General features: G+C 61.9%; 18 protein-coding genes. 12 read left to right on the forward strand and 6 right to left on the reverse strand.

The features are described 5' to 3' along the window. The first annotated feature begins 334 nt into the window (after positions 1-334). On the forward strand, positions 335-1,342 hold the full coding sequence (locus HBA54_RS17475; RefSeq protein ID WP_167226983.1) for a DUF3179 domain-containing protein: 1,008 nt from the start codon (positions 335-337) through the stop codon (positions 1,340-1,342). A 6-nt stretch (positions 1,343-1,348) separates the two neighbouring features. Here the strand turns inward: HBA54_RS17475 and HBA54_RS17480 are convergent, their stop codons facing one another. Further along, positions 1,349-1,978 carry a TetR/AcrR family transcriptional regulator gene (locus tag HBA54_RS17480; RefSeq protein ID WP_167226985.1) on the reverse strand — a complete coding sequence of 210 codons (630 nt, stop codon included), beginning with the start codon at positions 1,976-1,978 and terminating at the stop codon, positions 1,349-1,351. A gap of 148 nt (positions 1,979-2,126) precedes the next feature. Here HBA54_RS17480 and HBA54_RS17485 point away from each other — a divergent pair, with 148 nt between their 5' ends. Genes HBA54_RS17485 through HBA54_RS17495 form a run of 3 tightly spaced genes read left to right on the forward strand, consistent with a single transcriptional unit; the run spans position 2,127 to position 6,521 of the window. Continuing rightward, the gene (locus HBA54_RS17485; protein WP_205944726.1) at positions 2,127-4,493 is read left to right on the forward strand and encodes an efflux RND transporter permease subunit; all 2,367 of its coding nucleotides are present in this window, start codon (positions 2,127-2,129) and stop codon (positions 4,491-4,493) included. Continuing rightward, positions 4,453-5,295: an outer membrane lipoprotein-sorting protein gene (locus tag HBA54_RS17490; protein WP_205944727.1), complete on the forward strand. Its 843-nt coding sequence runs from the start codon at positions 4,453-4,455 to the stop codon at positions 5,293-5,295. The genes HBA54_RS17485 and HBA54_RS17490 overlap by 41 nt, the downstream gene beginning before the upstream one ends. A gap of 59 nt (positions 5,296-5,354) precedes the next feature. Beyond that, on the forward strand, positions 5,355-6,521 hold the full coding sequence (locus HBA54_RS17495; RefSeq protein WP_167226989.1) for a hypothetical protein: 1,167 nt from the start codon (positions 5,355-5,357) through the stop codon (positions 6,519-6,521). 123 nt (positions 6,522-6,644) lie between these two features. Here the strand turns inward: HBA54_RS17495 and HBA54_RS17500 are convergent, their stop codons facing one another. Continuing rightward, on the reverse strand, positions 6,645-7,325 hold the full coding sequence (locus tag HBA54_RS17500) for a FadR/GntR family transcriptional regulator (protein ID WP_167226991.1): 681 nt from the start codon (positions 7,323-7,325) through the stop codon (positions 6,645-6,647). 201 nt (positions 7,326-7,526) lie between these two features. On the opposite strand from HBA54_RS17500, the gene HBA54_RS17505 reads away from it, so the two are divergent. Genes HBA54_RS17505 through HBA54_RS17525 form a run of 5 tightly spaced genes read left to right on the forward strand, consistent with a single transcriptional unit; the run spans position 7,527 to position 11,674 of the window. Further along, positions 7,527-8,522 (forward strand): ABC transporter substrate-binding protein, encoded by a 996-nt coding sequence (locus HBA54_RS17505; RefSeq protein ID WP_167226993.1) that lies wholly within the window; start codon positions 7,527-7,529, stop codon positions 8,520-8,522. A 16-nt stretch (positions 8,523-8,538) separates the two neighbouring features. Then, positions 8,539-9,408 (forward strand): ABC transporter permease, encoded by an 870-nt coding sequence (locus HBA54_RS17510; RefSeq protein ID WP_205944728.1) that lies wholly within the window; start codon positions 8,539-8,541, stop codon positions 9,406-9,408. Beyond that, complete coding sequence (locus tag HBA54_RS17515) at positions 9,405-10,196, forward strand: ABC transporter ATP-binding protein (protein WP_167226995.1); 792 nt, start codon at positions 9,405-9,407, stop codon at positions 10,194-10,196. The genes HBA54_RS17510 and HBA54_RS17515 overlap by 4 nt, the downstream gene beginning before the upstream one ends. Positions 10,197-10,205: 9 nt before the next feature. Beyond that, entirely contained in the window at positions 10,206-10,961 is a 756-nt protein-coding gene (locus HBA54_RS17520) for an ABC transporter permease (protein ID WP_167226997.1), read from the forward strand. A 20-nt stretch (positions 10,962-10,981) separates the two neighbouring features. Then, complete coding sequence (locus HBA54_RS17525) at positions 10,982-11,674, forward strand: fumarylacetoacetate hydrolase family protein (protein WP_167226999.1); 693 nt, start codon at positions 10,982-10,984, stop codon at positions 11,672-11,674. A 37-nt stretch (positions 11,675-11,711) separates the two neighbouring features. Here HBA54_RS17525 and HBA54_RS17530 read toward each other — a convergent pair whose 3' ends face one another. From HBA54_RS17530 to dusA, 3 genes are read right to left on the reverse strand one after another with little or no spacing between them, the layout of a single operon-like run. After that, the gene (locus tag HBA54_RS17530; RefSeq protein WP_167227001.1) at positions 11,712-12,371 is read right to left on the reverse strand and encodes a GNAT family N-acetyltransferase; all 660 of its coding nucleotides are present in this window, start codon (positions 12,369-12,371) and stop codon (positions 11,712-11,714) included. Continuing rightward, the gene (locus tag HBA54_RS17535) at positions 12,368-14,089 is read right to left on the reverse strand and encodes a dihydroxy-acid dehydratase (protein ID WP_167227003.1); all 1,722 of its coding nucleotides are present in this window, start codon (positions 14,087-14,089) and stop codon (positions 12,368-12,370) included. Before HBA54_RS17535 ends, HBA54_RS17530 begins: the two co-directional genes overlap by 4 nt. Before the next feature lie 6 nt (positions 14,090-14,095). Next, complete coding sequence (dusA, locus tag HBA54_RS17540) at positions 14,096-15,055, reverse strand: tRNA dihydrouridine(20/20a) synthase DusA (protein ID WP_167227293.1); 960 nt, start codon at positions 15,053-15,055, stop codon at positions 14,096-14,098. Between the two features lie 169 nt (positions 15,056-15,224). Here dusA and HBA54_RS17545 point away from each other — a divergent pair, with 169 nt between their 5' ends. Then, positions 15,225-15,470 carry a DUF3363 domain-containing protein gene (locus HBA54_RS17545; RefSeq protein ID WP_167227005.1) on the forward strand — a complete coding sequence of 82 codons (246 nt, stop codon included), beginning with the start codon at positions 15,225-15,227 and terminating at the stop codon, positions 15,468-15,470. Positions 15,471-15,724: 254 nt separating this feature from the next. On the opposite strand, the gene HBA54_RS17550 is transcribed toward HBA54_RS17545, so the two are convergent. After that, positions 15,725-16,309, reverse strand: coding sequence for a CGNR zinc finger domain-containing protein (locus HBA54_RS17550; RefSeq protein ID WP_167227007.1), 585 nt, complete (start codon positions 16,307-16,309; stop codon positions 15,725-15,727). A 107-nt stretch (positions 16,310-16,416) separates the two neighbouring features. Between HBA54_RS17550 and HBA54_RS17555 the strand changes: the two genes are divergently transcribed. Together HBA54_RS17555 and HBA54_RS17560 are read left to right on the forward strand one after the other, a co-directional pair. Continuing rightward, a complete protein-coding gene (locus tag HBA54_RS17555) occupies positions 16,417-17,328 on the forward strand; it encodes an SDR family oxidoreductase (protein ID WP_167227009.1) in 912 nt (303 codons plus the stop codon). A gap of 11 nt (positions 17,329-17,339) precedes the next feature. After that, a complete protein-coding gene (locus tag HBA54_RS17560; RefSeq protein WP_167227011.1) occupies positions 17,340-18,320 on the forward strand; it encodes a DMT family transporter in 981 nt (326 codons plus the stop codon). The last annotated feature ends 503 nt before the right edge of the window (positions 18,321-18,823 follow it).

The raw sequence follows: 18,823 nt of genomic DNA on the forward strand, positions 1-18,823 counted from the left end.
CTGGGCCTTCACCCTCACCGCCACCGCCTGCAATCTTGTGCGAATACCAAAGCTCCTGGCCCAAACATGAGACCAACGCTCCACCAAAGCGCCGATCACCCGGGATAGACCAGCACCCAAAACCACCATCATAGGGGGCTGACCTCAAACCAAGGCCCAAAACCCTATACGTCAGACTTTTTCAGCAGCCTGTTAGAGCAGATTCACCCGATCAATGGATCGCCTCCGGCGATTCCATCCGATCAGGATCTGCTCTAGAAGCTCCCACCCGCCCCCTCCCTCCTCAAGTGAAATTGATTGGTCCGGACCGCAGGTTTGCGGTCATGCTCGGGCCATGTCAAAGCTGCGCAACACCCGCCCGCGCCGGCTGACCGCTTTCGGTTTCGCCGCGCTTCTTCCCGCCGCGTTGTGTTTGATCAGCGTTGCGGCCCTTGCCAATCCAGAGCGCTGGGCCCGGGAGTGGCCGGATACCGATTTCTCTCAGGCCTCCGTCGTCTTTGATGAGATCCTCAGCGGCGGCCCGCCCAAAGACGGCATTCCCTCCATCGACCAGCCGCAGTTCGTTGACGTTGCCAAGGTGACGGACCTGTCGGCAAGCGAGCCGGTGGTCGGTCTTTCGATCAACGGCGATGCCCGGGCCTATCCCCTACGCATCCTGACATGGCACGAGATCGTCAACGATACCGTCGGCGGTGTGGCGGTCGCCGTGACCTATTGTCCGCTGTGCAACTCCGCCGTCGTCTTCGAGCGCAGCGTTGAGGGCGAGGTCACCGAGTTCGGCACCACCGGCAAGCTGCGCAATTCCGACCTGGTGATGTACGACCGCAAGTCCGAGAGCTGGTGGCAGCAGTTCCTCGGCGAAGCCATCGTGGGGGAACGGACGGGGACGCGCCTGAAGATCGTGCCGGCCCGCCTGGAATCCTGGAGCAGGTTCGCCGCGCGTTTCCCCGACGGCCGGGTCCTGATCCCCAACAACCCCGGCCTGCGGCCTTACGGCGCAAACCCCTATGTGGGCTATGACACGCTCGACCGCCCCTTCCTCTACAACGGCGAAATGCCGGTGGGGATCGCGCCCATGAAACGGGTGATTGCCGTCGGCGCAGAGGCCTGGGCGCTGGACCTGCTGCGGGAAAAGGGAAAAATCGAAAGCGGCGATCTGCTGCTGACCTGGGAACCCGGCCAAAACTCGGCGCTCGACACCCGCAGCATCGCCGAAGGCCGCGAAGTCGGCAATGTGGTGGTGCAGCGCAAGGCGGGCGACGGAACGGTCGATGTCCCCTACGACGTGACCTTCGCTTTCGTGTTTCACGCCTTCCGGCCCGAAGGGACGATCCACCAGTAAACCGGTTCAGGCCGGCGCGTAGAGCTTCAGAAAGTCGGCCACGGTGGCTTCAACATGGGCGGCGATTTCGGCCTCGCTTGCCGCCTCCTGGACGCCCAGCGTACAGCGCATATGCATCGGATCCTTCAGCATATGTAAAAGCTTCGAAGCCGCGTCCCCGACATCGGGCATGTCGAGGCGCCCGCGCCGGTTCATCTCCGTCAGATAGGGCGTCAGGTTCTCCACCCAGCGCAGCGGGCCGCACTGAAAGAAGGTCTGGCCCAGTTCCGGAAAGCGCTCGGTCTCCGACACCACCGTGCGGAACAGGGCTATGGCCTCCGCAGAGGTGACCAGCCCCAGAAAACGATTCCCAAGATCACAGAGCACTGCAAAGGGGTCGGCCTCCGGATCGAGTTCCAGGCAGTCGATGCCGGCAACCCGGTTGCAGTGGCTCATCATCACCGCGGCAAAGAGCACGTCCTTGCCGGGAAAATGACTGTAGACCGTGCGTTTCGAGACTTCCGCCTTGGCGGCAATGGCATCCATCGACACGGTGCCGTAGCCGGAATGCAGAAACAAATCGGCCGCCGCCTCAATAATCGCCGTTCGCTTCGGAGACAGCGTTTCATCGGCATCGGCAGCCGTCTCCGTCAGCATTCTGTCACCTATCGCACTGTCAGCCATCATCAACCGCTTGACTTCGGGTTCACATTCCTATGTAAACTGAACGGTGTAGTTTACATACATAGCAGATTTCTAAAGCTATCACAATCATCCGGACTTAGGCGACAACGGGGCTGCGATTATGTCGAAATCCAAGGGTTTGAGCGGGAAATCGATGTCCGGAGGCTGGATCGTTTCCTATGCGGAACTGATCATCCGGCTGCGCTGGCTGGTTATCCTGGGCAGCGTCGCCCTGGCGGTGGCTCTGGGCAGCGGCGGCCAGTTCCTGGGCTTTTCAACGGACTACCGGGTCTTCTTCGGCAAGGAAAACCCGCAGCTCAAAGCCTTCGAATCGATGCAGCAGATCTACACCAAGGATGACAACATCCTCTTCGTCCTGCAGCCCAGGGACGGCGAAGTTTTTACCCCGGAAATGCTTGGCGCCATTCGGGAACTGACCGAGGCTTCCTGGCAGCTACCCTTCTCCCGCCGCGTCGACTCGATCACCAACTTCCAGCACAGCTATGCCCAGGGCGACGACCTGACGGTCGAGGATCTGGTCCCCGCACGGGCCGGTCTTACAACTGAAAAGATCGCCGCAATCCGGGCGACCGCCCTCGGCGAGCCGCTGCTGATCAACCGGTTGATCGCGCCGGATGCCCGCACCACTGGTGTCAACGTGACCCTGACCCTGCCGGGCGAGAGCGAATCCGAGGTGCCGGTCGCCATGGCGGCAGCGCGTGAGATTGTCGAGGCGTTTCGGGAAAGGCACCCCGACATCACCGTGGCGGTGACCGGGCTGGTGGCCCTGAACAATGCCTTCAGCGAGGCCAGCTTCGCCGATCTCGCCACCCTCATCCCCATCATGTACGGCATCATCATCGCCGGTCTGCTGATCTTCCTGCGCTCCATCGCAGGAACCATCGCGACGCTTCTGGTCGTCGGCCTCTCGGCCGGCACCGCCATGGGGCTGACCGGCTGGCTGGGCATCAACCTCACCCCGCCCTCTTCCACCGCACCGACCATCATCCTGACCCTCGCGGTAGCCGACAGCATCCATCTGCTGGTAACGCTGCTCCACGCCATGCGCCAGGGCGCCAGCAAGCGTGAGGCCATCATCGAGTCCCTGCGGGTGAACTTCAACCCGATCTTCCTGACCTCCCTCACCACGGCGATCGGCTTCCTCTCTCTCAACTTCAGCGACGCGCCGCCGTTTCGCGATCTCGGCAACATCACCGCCATGGGCGTGATCGCCGCCTGGATCTATTCGGTTTCCTTCCTGCCGGCCTTCCTCGCCGTGGTGCCGCTGCGGGTGAAGCGGCAGACCACGGGCAGCAACGATCTGATGCAGCGGCTGGCGGAGTTCGTCCTGCGGCGGCGCCAACCCCTGCTCTACGGCATGACCGCCCTGGTGATCGCCCTGGCGGTCTGGATACCGCGCATCGAACTGAACGACCAGTTCGTCAACTATTTTGACCCCAGCATTCAGTTCCGCACCGACACCGACTTTGCCATGGAGAACCTCTCCGGCATCTACCAGATCGAGTTCTCCCTGCCCGCCGCCGCAGAGGGCGGCATCAGCGAGCCCGAATACCTGACCAAGGTCGATGCCTTTTCCGATTGGCTGCGTGAACAGCCGGGCGTGGTTCACGTGCAAACCATCACCGACATCTTTCGCCGCCTGAACAAGAACATGCACGGCGACGATCCGGACTGGTACCGCCTGCCCGACGAGCGCAACCTGGCGGCACAGTATCTGCTGCTCTTCGAAATGTCGCTGCCCTACGGGCTGGACCTGAACAACCAGATCAACGTCGACAAGTCATCGCTGCGGTTTCTGGCCACCCTTGAGAACATGACCACCCGTGAAGCCAGGGTACTGAAGCAGAACTCCGAGGCCTGGATCGCCGCCAACATCCCGGCCTCCGTCACCGAGGCGACCAGCCCCTTCGTCATGTTCGCCTATATCTCGGAACGCAACATCATCTCCATGCTGACCGGAACCGGCCTGGCCCTGGTGCTGATATCGTTGTCACTGATCATCGCGCTACGCAGCCTGAGAGTCGGTTTGCTCAGCATCATTCCCAATGTCATCCCCGCCGTCATGGCCTTTGGCATCTGGGGCCTGCTGGTCGGTGAGATCGGTCTCGCCTCCTCCGTCGTCGCCGCCACCAGCCTGGGCATCATCGTCGACGACTCCGTGCATTTCCTCAGCAAATACCTACGCGCCCGCCGCGAGCGCGGCGCCAGTCCCGAAGATGCCGTGCGCTATGCCTTTGCCACGGTGGGCCGGGCGCTCTCGGTAACCTCGGCAGTCCTCGTCGCCGGCTTCGGCACCCTGGCGCTGTCTGCCTTTGAACTGAACCAGAGCCTGGGGCTGTTGACCGCCCTGGCGATTTTCGCGGCGCTGGTCGCCGACTTCCTGCTTCTGCCCCCCCTCTTGCTCGCGATCGACAAGGAGAAAAAGCATGCGGATGAACCGAAAGCTCTTCCTCAAGCTGGAGAATAACAAGGTCCTGCTGGCCGTAACGCTGGTGATGCTGGCCGCCGCCAGCACCTCGGCCTTCGGCGAAACGCCGGAAGAAAAAGGCCTCGCCATCGCCGAGGAAGTGGATCGCCGTGACCTGGGTTTCGGTGACAGTTCCTCGCTTTTGAAGATGGAGTTGACCAACAAGCAGGGCCAGAGCAGCACACGCGAGTTGCGCATCCTGACCCTGGAGGTGCCGGAGCGCGCGGAGGGCGACAAGTCCCTGGTCGTCTTCGATCATCCCCGCGATATCGAGGGCACCGCCTTCCTGAGTTTCACCAAGATCCTCGATCCCGACGACCAATGGCTCTACCTGCCGGCCCTGAAGCGGGTGAAGCGTATCTCTTCGGCCAATAAGTCCGGCCCCTTTGTCGGCAGCGAATTCGCCTATGAGGACCTGCTGTCCCAGGAGGTCGACAAGTACGACTACCGCTGGCTGCGCGACGAAGCCTGCGGCGAGGCGGCGGACGGCCTGGCCTGCTTCGTGATCGAACGCTTCCCGCGCTATGAGAACTCCGGCTACGCACGACAGGTCACCTGGATCGATCAGCAGGAGTATCGGCCCATAAGGATCGACTTCTATGACCGCAAGGATTCTCTGCTGAAGACCCTGACGCTGAGCCGGTACAACCAATACCTCGGCCAGTACTGGCGTGCCGACGATCAGTACATGGTGAACCACCAGACCGGCAAGACAACCCGCCTGACTTTCGACGAGTGGGAGCTGCGGGTCGGGGTGAACGAGAGCGATTTCAATCCCAACCGCCTGAAGCGGCTGCGGTGAGAATGCATCGGGGGGGAACAGCGCGGCGGTCTGTCCTGGCCGCCGCCGGAATGCTGTGCATGACCGGCTTGTCGGCGCCGGCGCAGGACTTCGACTTTTCCGGCTTCGTCGCCGGGGAAACCCGGATCTTTCCGGATAAGGCCCAGTTCCCCGGACAGAACAACAGCCACATCTCGCCCTCCCTGGTGATCCAGCCGGAACTGCGCTACCGCTGGAACGGCCGGGACGACCGCATCACCTTCGTGCCCTTCCTGCGGCTGGATGCCGACGATGAGAACCGCACCCACGTCGATATCCGCGAGTTGAACTGGTATCGTCAGGCCGATGACTGGGACGTTGTCCTGGGTGTCAGCAAGGTGTTCTGGGGCGTTGCCGAATCGCGCCACCTGATCGACATCGTCAACCAGACCGATCTTGTCGAAAGCCCGGATCAGGAAGACAAGCTGGGCCAGCCGATGGCCAACCTGAACCTGCTGCGCGACTGGGGAACACTCAGTTTTTTCGTATTGCCGGGCTTTCGCGAGCGTACCTTTCCCGACGACGATGCGCGGCTGCGCGGCGCCCTGCCCATCGACGACGATCCTTCCTATGAATCAAGCGCCGAAGAGTGGCATGTCGATTTCGCGTTGCGTTACTCCCAGACCATCGGCGACTGGGATTTCGGGCTGGCGCATTTCTACGGCACCAGCCGCGAACCGCAGCTCATCCCCACAGTGGATTCCGATGGCAATGCCTTCCTGCGGCAGCGCTATGACCTGATCCACCAGACCAGCCTGGACGCCCAGTACACCACCGGCCCCTGGCTTCTGAAGCTGGAGGCACTGACCCGCGACGGTCATGACGGCGACCGCTTCTTCGCCGCCGTCGGAGGGTTCGAGTACACCTTCTTCGGCGCCTTTGAGAGCAATACCGACCTGGGCCTGCTGGCCGAGTACCTGCATGACGGGCGCGACAGCGGAACGCCGGCCACACCCTTTGAAGACGACATCTTCCTGGGCACGCGCCTGGCGCTGAACGATGTCGAGGACACCGAACTTCTGGCCGGCGTCATCCTGGACCTCGATCAGGAAGAGCGGATCTTCAGCGTCGAGTTCGAACGGCGCCTCAGCGACAACCTGAACCTGGAAATCGAAGGCCAGGTCTTCGACAACATCGACTCGAACGACCTGTTAAGCGGATTCGAAGACGATTCCTTTGTCGAAATAAGGCTGTCCTGGTTCTTCTAGACTCTTTTCTAGTAGACGGCACCGGCCCGCTCCCCCTCCCGGCCACCCATGCGATTATCCTAGTGGGTGGCCGGGAGGGGGAGCGGGCCGGAACCGCATCGACGTCAGTCGAGCTTAAATCAGCTACTCGGCGGCCTGGCTGCTGGCGAGGAGATTGCCCTGCACATGGGACAGATGGCGGCGCATGGTCTGGCCGGCAGCCTCCATGTCCCGCTCCTCGATAGCGCGCACCAGCGCCTCGTGCTCGGCAAAGCTATGGTGATCCGACGGCGGGCGGTCGACCTTGGACCTCAGGCGCCCCCAGACCACGGTGCGGCGCACCGCATTCAGGGTGTCGAAGAGCGCCACCAGGACCGTGTTGTGCGTTGCCTCGGCCACCGCGCGGTGCAGGGCGTTGTCGCTGTTCTCGTACTGCCGCCAGGTCTTTGCCTCCCGGGACATTTTCATGCAGAGCCGCATCTCGGCGACATCGCCGGCGGTGGCGTTCAAGGCCGCCTCGCGGGCAATCTGGGGTTCGATCAGAAGACGGGCCTGCATCACTTCGCGCGGATTGGTCAACTCCGCGATGGCGGCAATGTTGGAGAACTCCTCGACCGGCCGGCTGCCGATGAAGGTGCCCTTGCCCACATGGCGCCAGAGCTCCCGATTCTCCTCCATGATGGCGAGCGCCTTGCGCAGCTCGCCGCGTGAAACGCCGAGGATGTCGCAAAGCTCCCGCTCCGCCGGAAGGCGGCTGTTGGCCGGCAGATCGCGCTGCGCCAGATAGGCCCGCAGCTGCGTCAAGGCACCCTGACCCTGATCCATGTGTGCTCCATCGCGTCAGACTTGCGGAAACCTAACCGTCACCGCGTTACCGGGTCAAATCCTTTGACCAATATAAAGTATTTGCCTAACCAATCATATATTGGTTAAATCCTCTCAAGCTCACGCAGTCTGGTGCGGCGCTATCGATGGATCGATGTGCCCCAGCCGGATCGACAAGAAGCAAAACCGGGAGGAACAACCATGCAGCGCTACCTCAATCCCTTCAGGCAGGCCGCGGCCGCCGTAACTCTGGCAGCAGCCGTACTGATCGCCGCCGCGCCCGGCCAGGCAGCGGAAAAGATCCGCGTCTCGCTCGGCGATGTTGTCTCCGTCGAGACTCTGGCCTTCGTGATCGCTCTGGAACGGGCCAAGGATCGCGGCGTCGACTACGAAATGACCTCTTTCGCCAAGGAAGAGCTGGCCATCCAGTCGATCGTCAACGGACAGTCCGACCTGGGCGTGGGCACGCCCTATTCGGTCATACAAAAGAGCAAGGTGCCGCTGAAGGTGGTCTTCCAGATGTCGCGCCTGGTCTTCTTTCCCGTGGCATCGACCGAGTACAAGACCTGGAAAGACCTGAACGGCGAACCCTTCACTTTCCACGCCCGCGGTACCGGCACGGAGGCCATCGGCAACATCATCGCCAAGCGCGAGGGGATCGAATTCGGTCCGCGCAGCTATGTGCCGGGATCGGAGAACCGCATCATCGCGATGATGAAGGGGCAGATCAAAGCCTCCATCGTTGATCTTTCCAACAAGAACAAATTGATGAACCTGGCCGGTGACAAGTTTCACATCCTGCCGGGCTTGAGCGACCCGGCCAGCGACGAATTGATCTTCGCCAGCGGCGAGTGGATCGAAAACCACCCCGAGGCGGTCGGCATCATCGTCGAAGAACTGCTGAAACTGTGGCACGAGATGAAGGAAAACCCGGCGGTCATAGAAGAGGAGCGGGTGAAACGGAACCTGCTGGCGGACCAGCCGAAAGAAATCCTGGCCGAAGTGGTCGATTACTACACCGAAGGCGCCAAAGAGGGGCTCTTTGATCCCGATGGCGGCGGCGTCGCTGCAGCCAGAGCCGACTTCGAATTCTATACCGCGGCCGGCCAGATGGCAGGCCCGGCCGATAGCCTGAACGTCGAGGACTACTGGAACCTTGGTCCGCTGAACGCCGCCAGGCAGAAGCTCGGCCTCTAGGGCGAAGGCCGGGAACGTGCAGCGTTCAAACCCTGTACCGGCGGCGCCGGCGGAGGCAGGCAGCCCGCCACTCTCCGCCGGCAATCCGAGCCATCTGACCGCCGGCGGCGGACCGGCGGCCTGGCTTGGGATCCTGACCCATCCGCTTTTTCTCCGCCTTGCCTCCATCGTAACCGTCATGGCCGCCTGGGAGTATGCGGGACGGGTGCCGATCAGCCCCGCCTTTCCGACTTTCCTGGAAACCATGGGTGCTCTCGGCGGACTGATTGCCGACGGCACCCTGATCGAGGCGTTCTGGATTACCCTGCAGCCGCTCGTCATCGGCCTGCTGGCCTCGGTAACGATCGGCGTTGCTTTTGGCGTGACCATGGGGCTCAACCGCCTGGCCGAGTGGCTGGTTTCGCCGATTTTTATTATCGCCCAGTCGGCCCCCCTGGCCGCCCTGATCCCCATCCTGACCTTCGCTTACGGCATCGGCCTGACGTCAAAGGTGATGACGGTCTGTATCATGGCCATGCCGGTGATCGTGCTGAATTCGCTGAACGCCGTGCGCCACACGCCGGTCTCCCTCTTGGAGATGGGGCGTTCTTTCCTGGGGTCACGGCGCCAGATCATTTGGAAGGTCATTCTGCCCGCAGCGGCACCGGTCATCTTCGCCGGCCTGCGCCTGGGCTGTGCCGCCGGCTTCATCGGCGTCATTCTGGCCGAGTTGCTGATCACCCCCACGGGTATCGGCGATATCATCACCTACAACCAGTCGATCGCGGAGTATCCGAAAATGTACGCCGCGATCTTTTCGATCATCGTTTTCTCGGTGCTTTTCATCGAAGCGCTGGAGCGCCTGGAGGTCACCATGTTCCGTCCCGAAAAGCGAGCCGCACGATGAGCGCCGTCGCTGCTACCGTCAGCGCATCCGCAGCGGCCATGGTCCGGGTCGACAGCCTCTCCAAGGTCTATCCCGGCGGGGTCGAAGCCCTGAACAGCGTTTCCATCGACTTTCCCGAAGGCCAGCTCACCACCCTGCTCGGCCCCTCCGGCTGCGGGAAAACGACGCTGTTGAAGATTATCGCCGGGCTGCTGCCGGCCAGCCAGGGCAGCGTGCAGGTGGACGGGCGCCCGGTGACCGGGCCGGGGCCGGAGCGCGCCTTTGTGTTCCAGGACTTCGCCCTGATGCCCTGGGCCAGCGTCCTGCGCAACGTGGGCTTCGGCCTGGAGTTGCGCGGTGTTGCCCGCTCCGAGCGCGAAGCGGTGGCGGAGAAGTACATCATCCAGGTCGGTCTGGCAGGTTTCGAACATGCCTATCCCCACGAACTCTCCGGCGGTATGCGCCAGCGCGTCGGCCTGGCCCGCGCCCTGGCGGTCAATGCCAAGGTTCTGCTGCTCGACGAGCCCTTCTCCGCCGTCGACGAGCAGACCCGGCGCAAGTTCCAGGAAGATCTCCTCCAACTGGTGGCCCAGGAACGCAAGACTTTCATCTTCGTCACCCACAGCATCGAAGAGGCGGTCTACGTGTCCGACCGTATCGTGCTGCTTTCGCGCCGGCCCAGCCGTGTTTCCTCCATCGTCGAGCCGGCCATTCCCCGCGACGGCGGCACCGAAGAAATCCGCCGCAATCCGGTCTACCTCGATACCGTCGAGGAGATCTGGCAGAGCCTGCGGCAGTACCTTGATTAGGAGGACGCGATGACCATCGGCAAAATCCGCGTCCCGCTGTTCTGTTCGCTATTCCTCTGGGCCGCGCTCTGGGAGGTTGTCGGCCAAAGCGGCGCCAGCTTCATCATCCCCCCGCTCTCGGCGATCTTCGAGCGGATGGCGGAGATCGTGCCCACCGCCTCTTTCGCCTCTGCCCTTTGGATCACCGCCAAGGCCTTCCTGCTGGGGAACCTCATAGCCATCGGACTGGGCGTGCCGCTCGGCGTGCTGATGGGCCGCTCGATTATTGCCGACCGCATCTTTCTGCCCTGGGTGAACCTTTTCCTCTCGGCCCCTTTGACCGCCCTGGTACCGGTCATCATGGTGATCTTCGGCCTGGGCGAGACGACAATCATCATGACCGTGGTGCTCTTCGCCGTCTGGATCATCGTGCTCGACGCCCGCGCCGGGGTGCGGGCGATCTCGCCCTCGCTTGTCGAAATGGCCCGCTGCTTCGGCGCCAGCCGCTGGCAGGCCTTCAGCAAGATCTATCTGCTCGCCGCCCTGCCGGAGATCCTCGCCGGTATCCGGCTGGGCATGATCCGCGCCGTCAAAGGCGTGGTCATCGGCCAGTTGCTGGTTTCCATCATCGGCTTCGGCAAGCTCTTCGAACTCTATTCCTCACGTTTCCTGATGGAGCATTTCTGGGCCCTGCTCTTCGTCCTCTTCGCCTTTGCCTTCACGCTCAATGAAGTACTGGCTTGGCTGGAGCGAAAGCTCGACTACTATGCTGCCGCCAGGCAATAGCCTTTCTGATTGGAGAAACAATGAAAGCGACCTTTGCGATCCAACCGCCCGCGACCGCGACCCTTCCGGTAAGAGGCAGCGACAGCCTGTTCCCGATCCACCGGGTCTACTGCGTCGGACGCAATTATGCCGCCCATGCCATCGAGATGGGCCATGATCCGGACCGCGAAGACCCCTTTTTCTTTCAGAAGAATCCCGACAACCTGGTGGTCAACGGTGGGGACTTTCCCTATCCCGACAAGTCCAGCGACGTCCACCATGAGATCGAAATGGCCGTGGCGCTGCACAAGGGCGGCAAAAACATCGCCGTGGCGGACGCCCTGGACCATGTCTGGGGCTACGGCGTCGCCCTCGACATGACCCGGCGCGACCTGCAGGGCCAGTGCAAGAAGGCCGGCCGGCCCTGGGAAATCGGCAAGGCCTTCGAGCATTCGGCCCCCTGCAGCGCCCTGATGCCGGCCAGCGAGATCGGCCATCCCGACAGCGGCGCGGTCTGGCTGAAGGTCAACGGCGAAATCCGCCAGGAAGGCGACCTGAACCAGCTCATCTGGAAGGTGCCGGAGATGATCGCCTATCTCTCGGGCCTGTTCACCCTGGCACCCGGCGATGTGATCCTCTCCGGCACGCCGTCGGGCGTCGGCCCGGTACAGCGCGGCGACGTTCTGGAAGGACATATCGAGGGTGTCGGCGAACTGCACACGAAGGTGACCTGACCGAGCCCTGGTCTCTCCAGCGGAGCGGCCGGCCTTCTCAGCTCGGCGAATAGGACAGGCGCAGACAGGGCTGGCCGGTAGCCTCGTGCCGGTGCTCATCATCCTGGCGAAAGCCATAGCGCTCATAAAAGCGCCGGCCAATCGGGTTCTCCTTGAACACGTCGAGCACCAGCGCCCCGCGCTCCGCAACGGCCTTGTCCATCAGTGCCTTGCCGATTTTCTGGCCGTGATAATCCGGGTCGACGAACAGGGCCCCGACTTCATTTTCCAGAAGGGCGACGAAACCGACGATCTGACCCTCTCGCTCCGCCACCCAGGTTTCGGCATTCGGCAGATAGAGCTTGCGGATGTTTTCCTTCTCCTGCTCGAGGAAATCCTGTTCCAGAAAAGGATGTGCGAGCCGGCTGGCTTTGAACCAGACCTCGATCAGCGTCTCGACGTCTTTTTCCTGATATTTTCTGATCAGAGACATGGGCTTTCCTGTTGTGGGGGGCGGCACATCGATGGCCGCCTGGAGCGGCGCGATGTTGGCGCCATGACCGTTGAGGATGTAAACACGGGCGAAACCCTGGCTTGCCAGGGATGTCAGTACGTCGCAGGCCAGCGCGGTGAAGGTGGGAACGCTGACCGAGATCGTGCCCGGCGACGTCTTCAGATAGGCCTCGACTTCTGGCCAGGTCCTTTCCGCGAGTCTCATGCGGATCGGTCCTTTCCCGAAACAGCCCGCAGGATATCCAGATCGCAACCCTGTTCGGCCTGCAGCACATGATCGCGCCACAGCTTGCGCCAACCCCTGGTGCCGTCGATCCCGGCAGGCGGCTGAAAAGCGGCGCGGCGGCGGGCCAGTTCATCCTCGGCCACCAGCAGGTCGAGGCGCCGCTCGGCCACCGAAAGGCGGATGCGGTCGCCCTGCTTCACCAGGCCCAGCGGCCCGCCAAGCGCGGCCTCCGGCGAGACATGCAGGATAATGGTGCCAAAGGCGGTGCCGCTCATGCGGGCATCGGAAATGCGCACCATGTCCTTCACCCCGGCCCGAGCAAGCTTGGCGGGAATCGGCAGATAGCCGGCCTCCGGCATGCCGCTGGCCAGCGGACCGGCGTTCTGCAGCACCAGAAAATCGTCCGGCGTCACGTCCAGATCGGGATCATCGATACGCCGCGCCAGATCGTCCAGCGAGGTAAAGACGACGGCGCGGCCTTCCCGCTCGAAGAGGTCGGGGCTGGCCGCCGCGCGCTTCAGGATCGCCCCCTTGGGCGCCAGGGAACCGCTCAAGGCGACCAGACCGCCCTGCGGCGAGATGGGATCGTCGAGCGGACGCACCACCGCCGGATCGACCCAGGGATCACTCTCGTCGAGCAGGGCGCCCAGCGTCTTGCCGGTGACACCGCAGACATCCAGATGCAGGCTGTCGCGCAGGGCCCGCAACACGGCGGGCGCACCGCCGGCGGCATGCAGATCCTCCATATAATGGGCGCCGGTCGGTTTCAGGTCGACGAGCACCGGGGTCTCGTCACTGATCCGGTTCAAAAGGTCCGGGTCCAGTTCCAGGCCGAGACGCCCGAAGATCGCCGCCAGATGCACCACCGCATTGGTCGAGCCGCTGATCGCCAGGAGAACGCGCAGGGCATTTTCCACCGACGCCGGCGTGATCAGGCGGTCGAAGGTCAGATCGCTGCCGACCAGCCCGGCCGCCCGCAGGCCGCTGGCTTCGGCCTGACGCAACCGGTCGGCATGCACCGCCGGAACCGCGGCCCCGCCGGTCAGCATAAGGCCGAGAGTCTCAGCCAGGATGGCCATGGTGCTGGCGGTGCCCATGACAGCGCAGGTACCCTGGGTCGTCGCCAGATTGCCCTCGATCTCGTGGATCTGCTTGTCGTCGATGATGCCGGCGCGGTACTGCGCCCAGAAGCGGCGGCAATCAGTGCAGGCACCCAGGCGCTCGCCCTTGTGACGGCCGGTCGACATGGGCCCGGTCGCCAGCACGATGGCCGGTTTCGCGGCCGAGATCGCGCCCATGATGAGGGCCGGCAGGGTCTTGTCGCAGCCGCCGACCAGCACCACCGCGTCCATCGGCTGCGCCCGGATCATCTCCTCGACATCCATGGCCATGAGGTTGCGGTAGAGCAGGCTGGTGGGGTTCAGGTAGACCTCGCCCAGGGAGGTGACGGGAAAGTCCAGCGGCAGGGCGCCGCCGGCCAGGACGCCGCGCTTTACCGCCTCGATCAGCTCCGGCACGCCGCGGTGGCAGTTGTTGAAACCGCTGGCCGTCCAGGTAATGCCGACGATGGGGCGGCCCAGCATCTCGTCGGAATATCCCATGGAGCGTGCGAAAGAACGGCGCAGGTAGGCGGCAAAATCCGGGTCGCCATAGTCGGTCAGGCCGCCGGCGAAACCGCGCTTCTTGTCCTCGGTCATGGCGTCTTAGGCCGCCTGCCGTTTCTGTCCGGCTTCCTGCCAGCGTGCCAGTGCCGCCAGAACAACTTCCGGGCCGGCGCCCGGCAGATGCGCCTCTTCCGAAAGATGACGCCGCCAGGCCCGCGCCCCCGGCAGACCGTTGAAGAGACCCAGCATGTGCCGGGTGATGGACTTCAAGGGCACGCCCAGGCAAAGCTGTCGCTCCACATAGGGCAGAAAATCCTCGACGATCTGTTCGCGGCTGCGCGGCGCAACCGGCTCATCGAAAATGCGGCGATCCGCCTCGGCCAGGATATAGGGTGTCTGATAGGCGGCCCGTCCGATCATCACGCCATCGACCTGTTGAAGGTGGGCCTCGGCCTCCTCCAGAGTCTGTACCCCGCCGTTCAACACGATCTCCAGATCCGCGAAGTCGCGCTTCAGGGCGTAAACCACTTCGTAGCGCAGCGGCGGCACCTCGCGGTTCTGCTTGGGACTGAGACCGCTCAGCCAGGCCTTGCGGGCATGAATGGTGAAAGAACGGCAGCCGGCGGCCGCGATGGTTTCGACGAAGGCCTGCAGGGCCTCATAGGAATCCTGCTCATCGACGCCGATGCGGGTTTTCACCGTCACCGGGATATCGACAGCACCGATCATCGCCGCCACACAGTCGGCCACGAGATCCGGCTCGGTCATCAGGCAGGCGCCGAAACGGCCGCGCTGCACCCGGTCGCTGGGACAGCCGAGATTGAGATTGATCTCATCGTAGCCGCGCAACGCGCCTTCGCGCGCGCAGGCGGCCAGGTCGTCCGGATCGGACCCGCCGAGCTGCAACGCTACGGGATGCTCGACATCGTCGAAGGCAAGGAAACGGTCGCGGTCGCCATGCAGGATGGCACCGGTCGTCACCATCTCCGTATAGAGCAGCGCGCGCTGGCTGATGGTCCGCAGAAAGGCCCGCTCGTGCCGATCCGTCCAGTCCATCATGGGCGCCACGGACAATAAATGTTCTTTATTTTTCAACTGTTTATACTACCCTTCAAGGGACCAGGCCGTGGACCTGTGCACCTCAAAATAGCTCAAATTGCACAGGTTTGGACCTCTTTTGATCTCCCTGGGCACAGGTAGCGCACACGCGGAGACGGAGTGCACAGGGATGCCATCGATCACGAAACTAGCCTCAGGCAATTGGCGTGCACAAGTCCGCCGCAAGGAGTGCTATGTCGCCGACACCTTTAGACGGCGCAAGGATGCGCTGGTGGAGCGCTCGCGGGAGTTCATACTGGTTCCCCGGCGGCCGGTCATCGAGAAGGCCCTGGGCCGGCAAGTCTCGGGTGTCATCCGGGGCAGCGGCATCTCCTGGGAGTTGGGCCGCAAACGTGGGCCCGGCATCGGTATGTAGGGGAGGTTCACCGCTTGTGCGATGAATTCGACGCCTATGGCCGTGTCCGGCCAGGAGCGGTAGTTCGTGCGTTGTGCAGCGAATGGCAGGATAGAGCCCAACAGGCACCACCGGTACAGCGCCAGAGCGCCTTTACCGGACGGTCACAGACCACCCGTATTGCAGTCATTTGCCGTGCCAATCTCTCAAATCGGCGAAGCGCACTTTGCCGTCATTGTCTGGGTGGCAGGATCGCGGTCAAAAGCTGCCGCTTATCAGGGTTTGTTTTCGGTCACCGCCGCTTCGCGTTTTCTGGCGCGGAAAGCAGCCGTCTTGGTACGGTTCTGACAGGCTGACGAGCAAAACCGTCGGGTGGCGTTTTTTGATGTGTCTGCAAAAACCCGGTCGCAGTTATCCGCCATACAGATGCCAAGACGATTCGCATTCTGCGTGCCGATCATCCGGGCAAGTCCCTCGGCACAAATCGCGGTCCACATTGGCAGAACGGCAGCATTCGCAGGATGGTGGTGAAGGTGCCAGAACCCCTCTTCCTTTGCCAGATAGGGGGTCGCTGGATGCTCCGACAGGATATCGTTCAGCAATTCTGCCGCGTCATCGATGTCACCTCCGTCAATACCGACGAATATCGCACGCAGTCGTTGCGCCAACGCCACGAAGCCGTCTGCATCATTCTCCGACACGGCTGCGACAGAAGGAGGGTCTACCGCAACAACCTGCCGGACGGCTTGTAGCACATCGATCTCGGCGACCGGCCTTCCGCAGGCATAGCCGGGGGTGAGTTTGTTTGCGAATCCAACGGAAGCGAGAATACCGGCATCTATGTAACTGTCTAATTTCATTTGACCAGTAACCCGTGGCTATATACCCTGTGTCTATCAAAGTGCATAATGACAGTAACTAGCCCACAACGCAACGTGGTCGAAACGACCGTGGAGGAGAACAAGACATGGAAAAGCCGCTGAGAAACAAAATTGCCTTGGTGGCAGGCGGAACACGCGGCGCAGGCAGAGGGATCGCGACAGAGTTGGGGCGTGCCGGGGCCACGGTCTATGTAACGGGACGTTCGACAACTGAAAGCCGATCCGAGATGGACCGGCCCGAAACCATCGAGGAAACCGCCGCGCTTGTCGATCAGGCTGGTGGCGTTGGCATTGCCGTCAGGGTCGATCATCTCATCCCCTCGGAGGTAAAGGCACTGGTCGACAGGCTCCGGTCAGAGCAGGGCCAACTGGACATTCTGGTGAACGATATCTGGGGGGCGACCCGGATGGAATGGAACAAGACGCTTTGGGAGAGTGATCTCGACTATGGTTTGCGAACTCTGCGGCTGGCCGTCGATACTCACGCTATTACCGGGCATTTTGCGTTGCCGTTGCTGATCGAACGTCCGGGAGCTCTGGTTGTCGAAGTGACTGACGGAACCGACGAGTACAACGCCGCCAACTATCGCGTGTCTTTCTTCTTCGATCTTGCCAAGGCAGCAGTGAACCGCATGGCTTTTTCTCTGGCCCACGAACTGAAACCCCATGGTGGGACGGCGGTGGCGTTGACGCCGGGCTGGCTTCGCTCCGAAGCCATGCTGGATGCTTTCGATGTGACGGAGGCGACCTGGCGAGATGCAACTGACAAGGTGCCGCATTTTGCGATTTCCGAAAGCCCGGCGTACGTCGGTCGGGCCGTTGCAGCTTTGGCAGCCGACCCGGAGAGCGCGCGGTGGAACGGCCAGTCGCTTTCGAGCGGCGGTCTGGCGCAGATTTACGGCTTCACCGACACGGATGGCAGCCAGCCGGATGCTTGGCGATACGTCCCGGAAGTGCAGGATGCAGGAAAACCTGCCGACACGACCGGGTATCGGTAGGAGTGGCAAGGATGGCACCCGTCGGGTCGGCGATTTCCAGTCAACCAGCGAAGGGCATCGCACTCATGGCTCTTGCGATGCTTTTGATTCCAATCGTGGACGGGATCGCAAAATATCTCAGTGCCGACTACTCACCGTTCTTCCTTTCCTGGGCACGCTACGCGGTCGCCAGCGCGATCGTTCTTCCGGCTGCCGCGATCTTGCGAGGTCGGCATTTCCTCCCGAGGGAACGCCGAAAGTCGCATGTAGCGCGAACGGTCTGTCTTGTCGCGGCGATGACGCTCTACTTTCTTTCGATAGCGCGCATTCCGCTGGCGACGGCCGTCAGTGCCTACTTTGTTGGACCCATCATTGCGGTCGCCCTTTCCGTTATCATTTTGAAGGAACGCTTAACGCGCCGGAGATTTGTCAGCCTTGTCCTCGGCTTCGCCGGGGCGATCATCATCCTGCAACCCGGAACCGTGATCGAGCCGGGCATTCTCCTGGCACTCGGCGCCGGTCTGTTCTTTGCGCTCTATCTCGTTGCCACACGGCATGCGTCAACAGCCAGCGATCTGATCGAAACGCTGGCGTTTCAATGTGTCGTAGGGACGATATTGCTGACACCCCAAGCCCTCCTGTCCTGGTCCACACCGACATGGGAAGATCTGACGTTTTTTGTCGGCCTTGGTGGACTTTCTGCGGCCAGTCACGTCCTCGCGATCGCCGCCTTTCGATTTGCCGACGTGTCATCCTTGTCGCCACTGGTCTACTTGGAACTGATTGGCGCTGTTTTTATCGGCTACTTTGCGTTCAACGAAGTGCCACAAGGATTCTCAATCGTCGGCGCCGCTTTGATTGTGTTCGCTGGGTATCTTTTGCTTAACAGTCACACGCGAATGTGCAAAAGGCCTGAGAAACCACTGGAGCCGTTGCCCTTGGGGTCGCACACCAAACCACTTTGCGCTCCTGACTCTTTGCAAAGTACGTTGCGAAGGCGAAAGTCGACATAGTTTGTGATGTAGAAATAGTCGAATAGAGCTCGCCGTGGGTTTGCGCGTAAACGATAAGAACGCCTGCTTACCGGAATGTATACCCTCTTATCGAAGCTGTTCGCTTGACCTCCTGAGCAACCTCGCCGTTTCCCTGTCTTTGAGGATGGTAAAATCGTCGTGGCATTTGACCACTGGACCAAAACTAACGACATCGAAATCACTAAGTGAGCGCCCCAAGAGCTGACATTCAGCTGCCTCCGTAGAATGACAGCAAAGTCCGCAAACCGGCCGTTCACGTCAGTTAAGCAGAGCGGCTGCTTCGGGTCGACTTCAGTCACTACCCACAGGAGTTTCCCGGCAGTCCTACCTCTTCACCCAACTGCTAAAATCGCTCAGAGAAGATGATTACAGCGCCCGGCTGGCTCAACGCTTTGTTATGAAACCGGTTTTGCTGGATCGGATCATGTTTTGACGGAACCACTTCGTGGTTGCGCCAAAACATGTGAATCCGATCGCCATCA

Source organism: Pelagibius litoralis, assembly GCF_011683915.1.
GTDB classification, from domain to species: domain Bacteria; phylum Pseudomonadota; class Alphaproteobacteria; order Kiloniellales; family Kiloniellaceae; genus Pelagibius; species Pelagibius litoralis.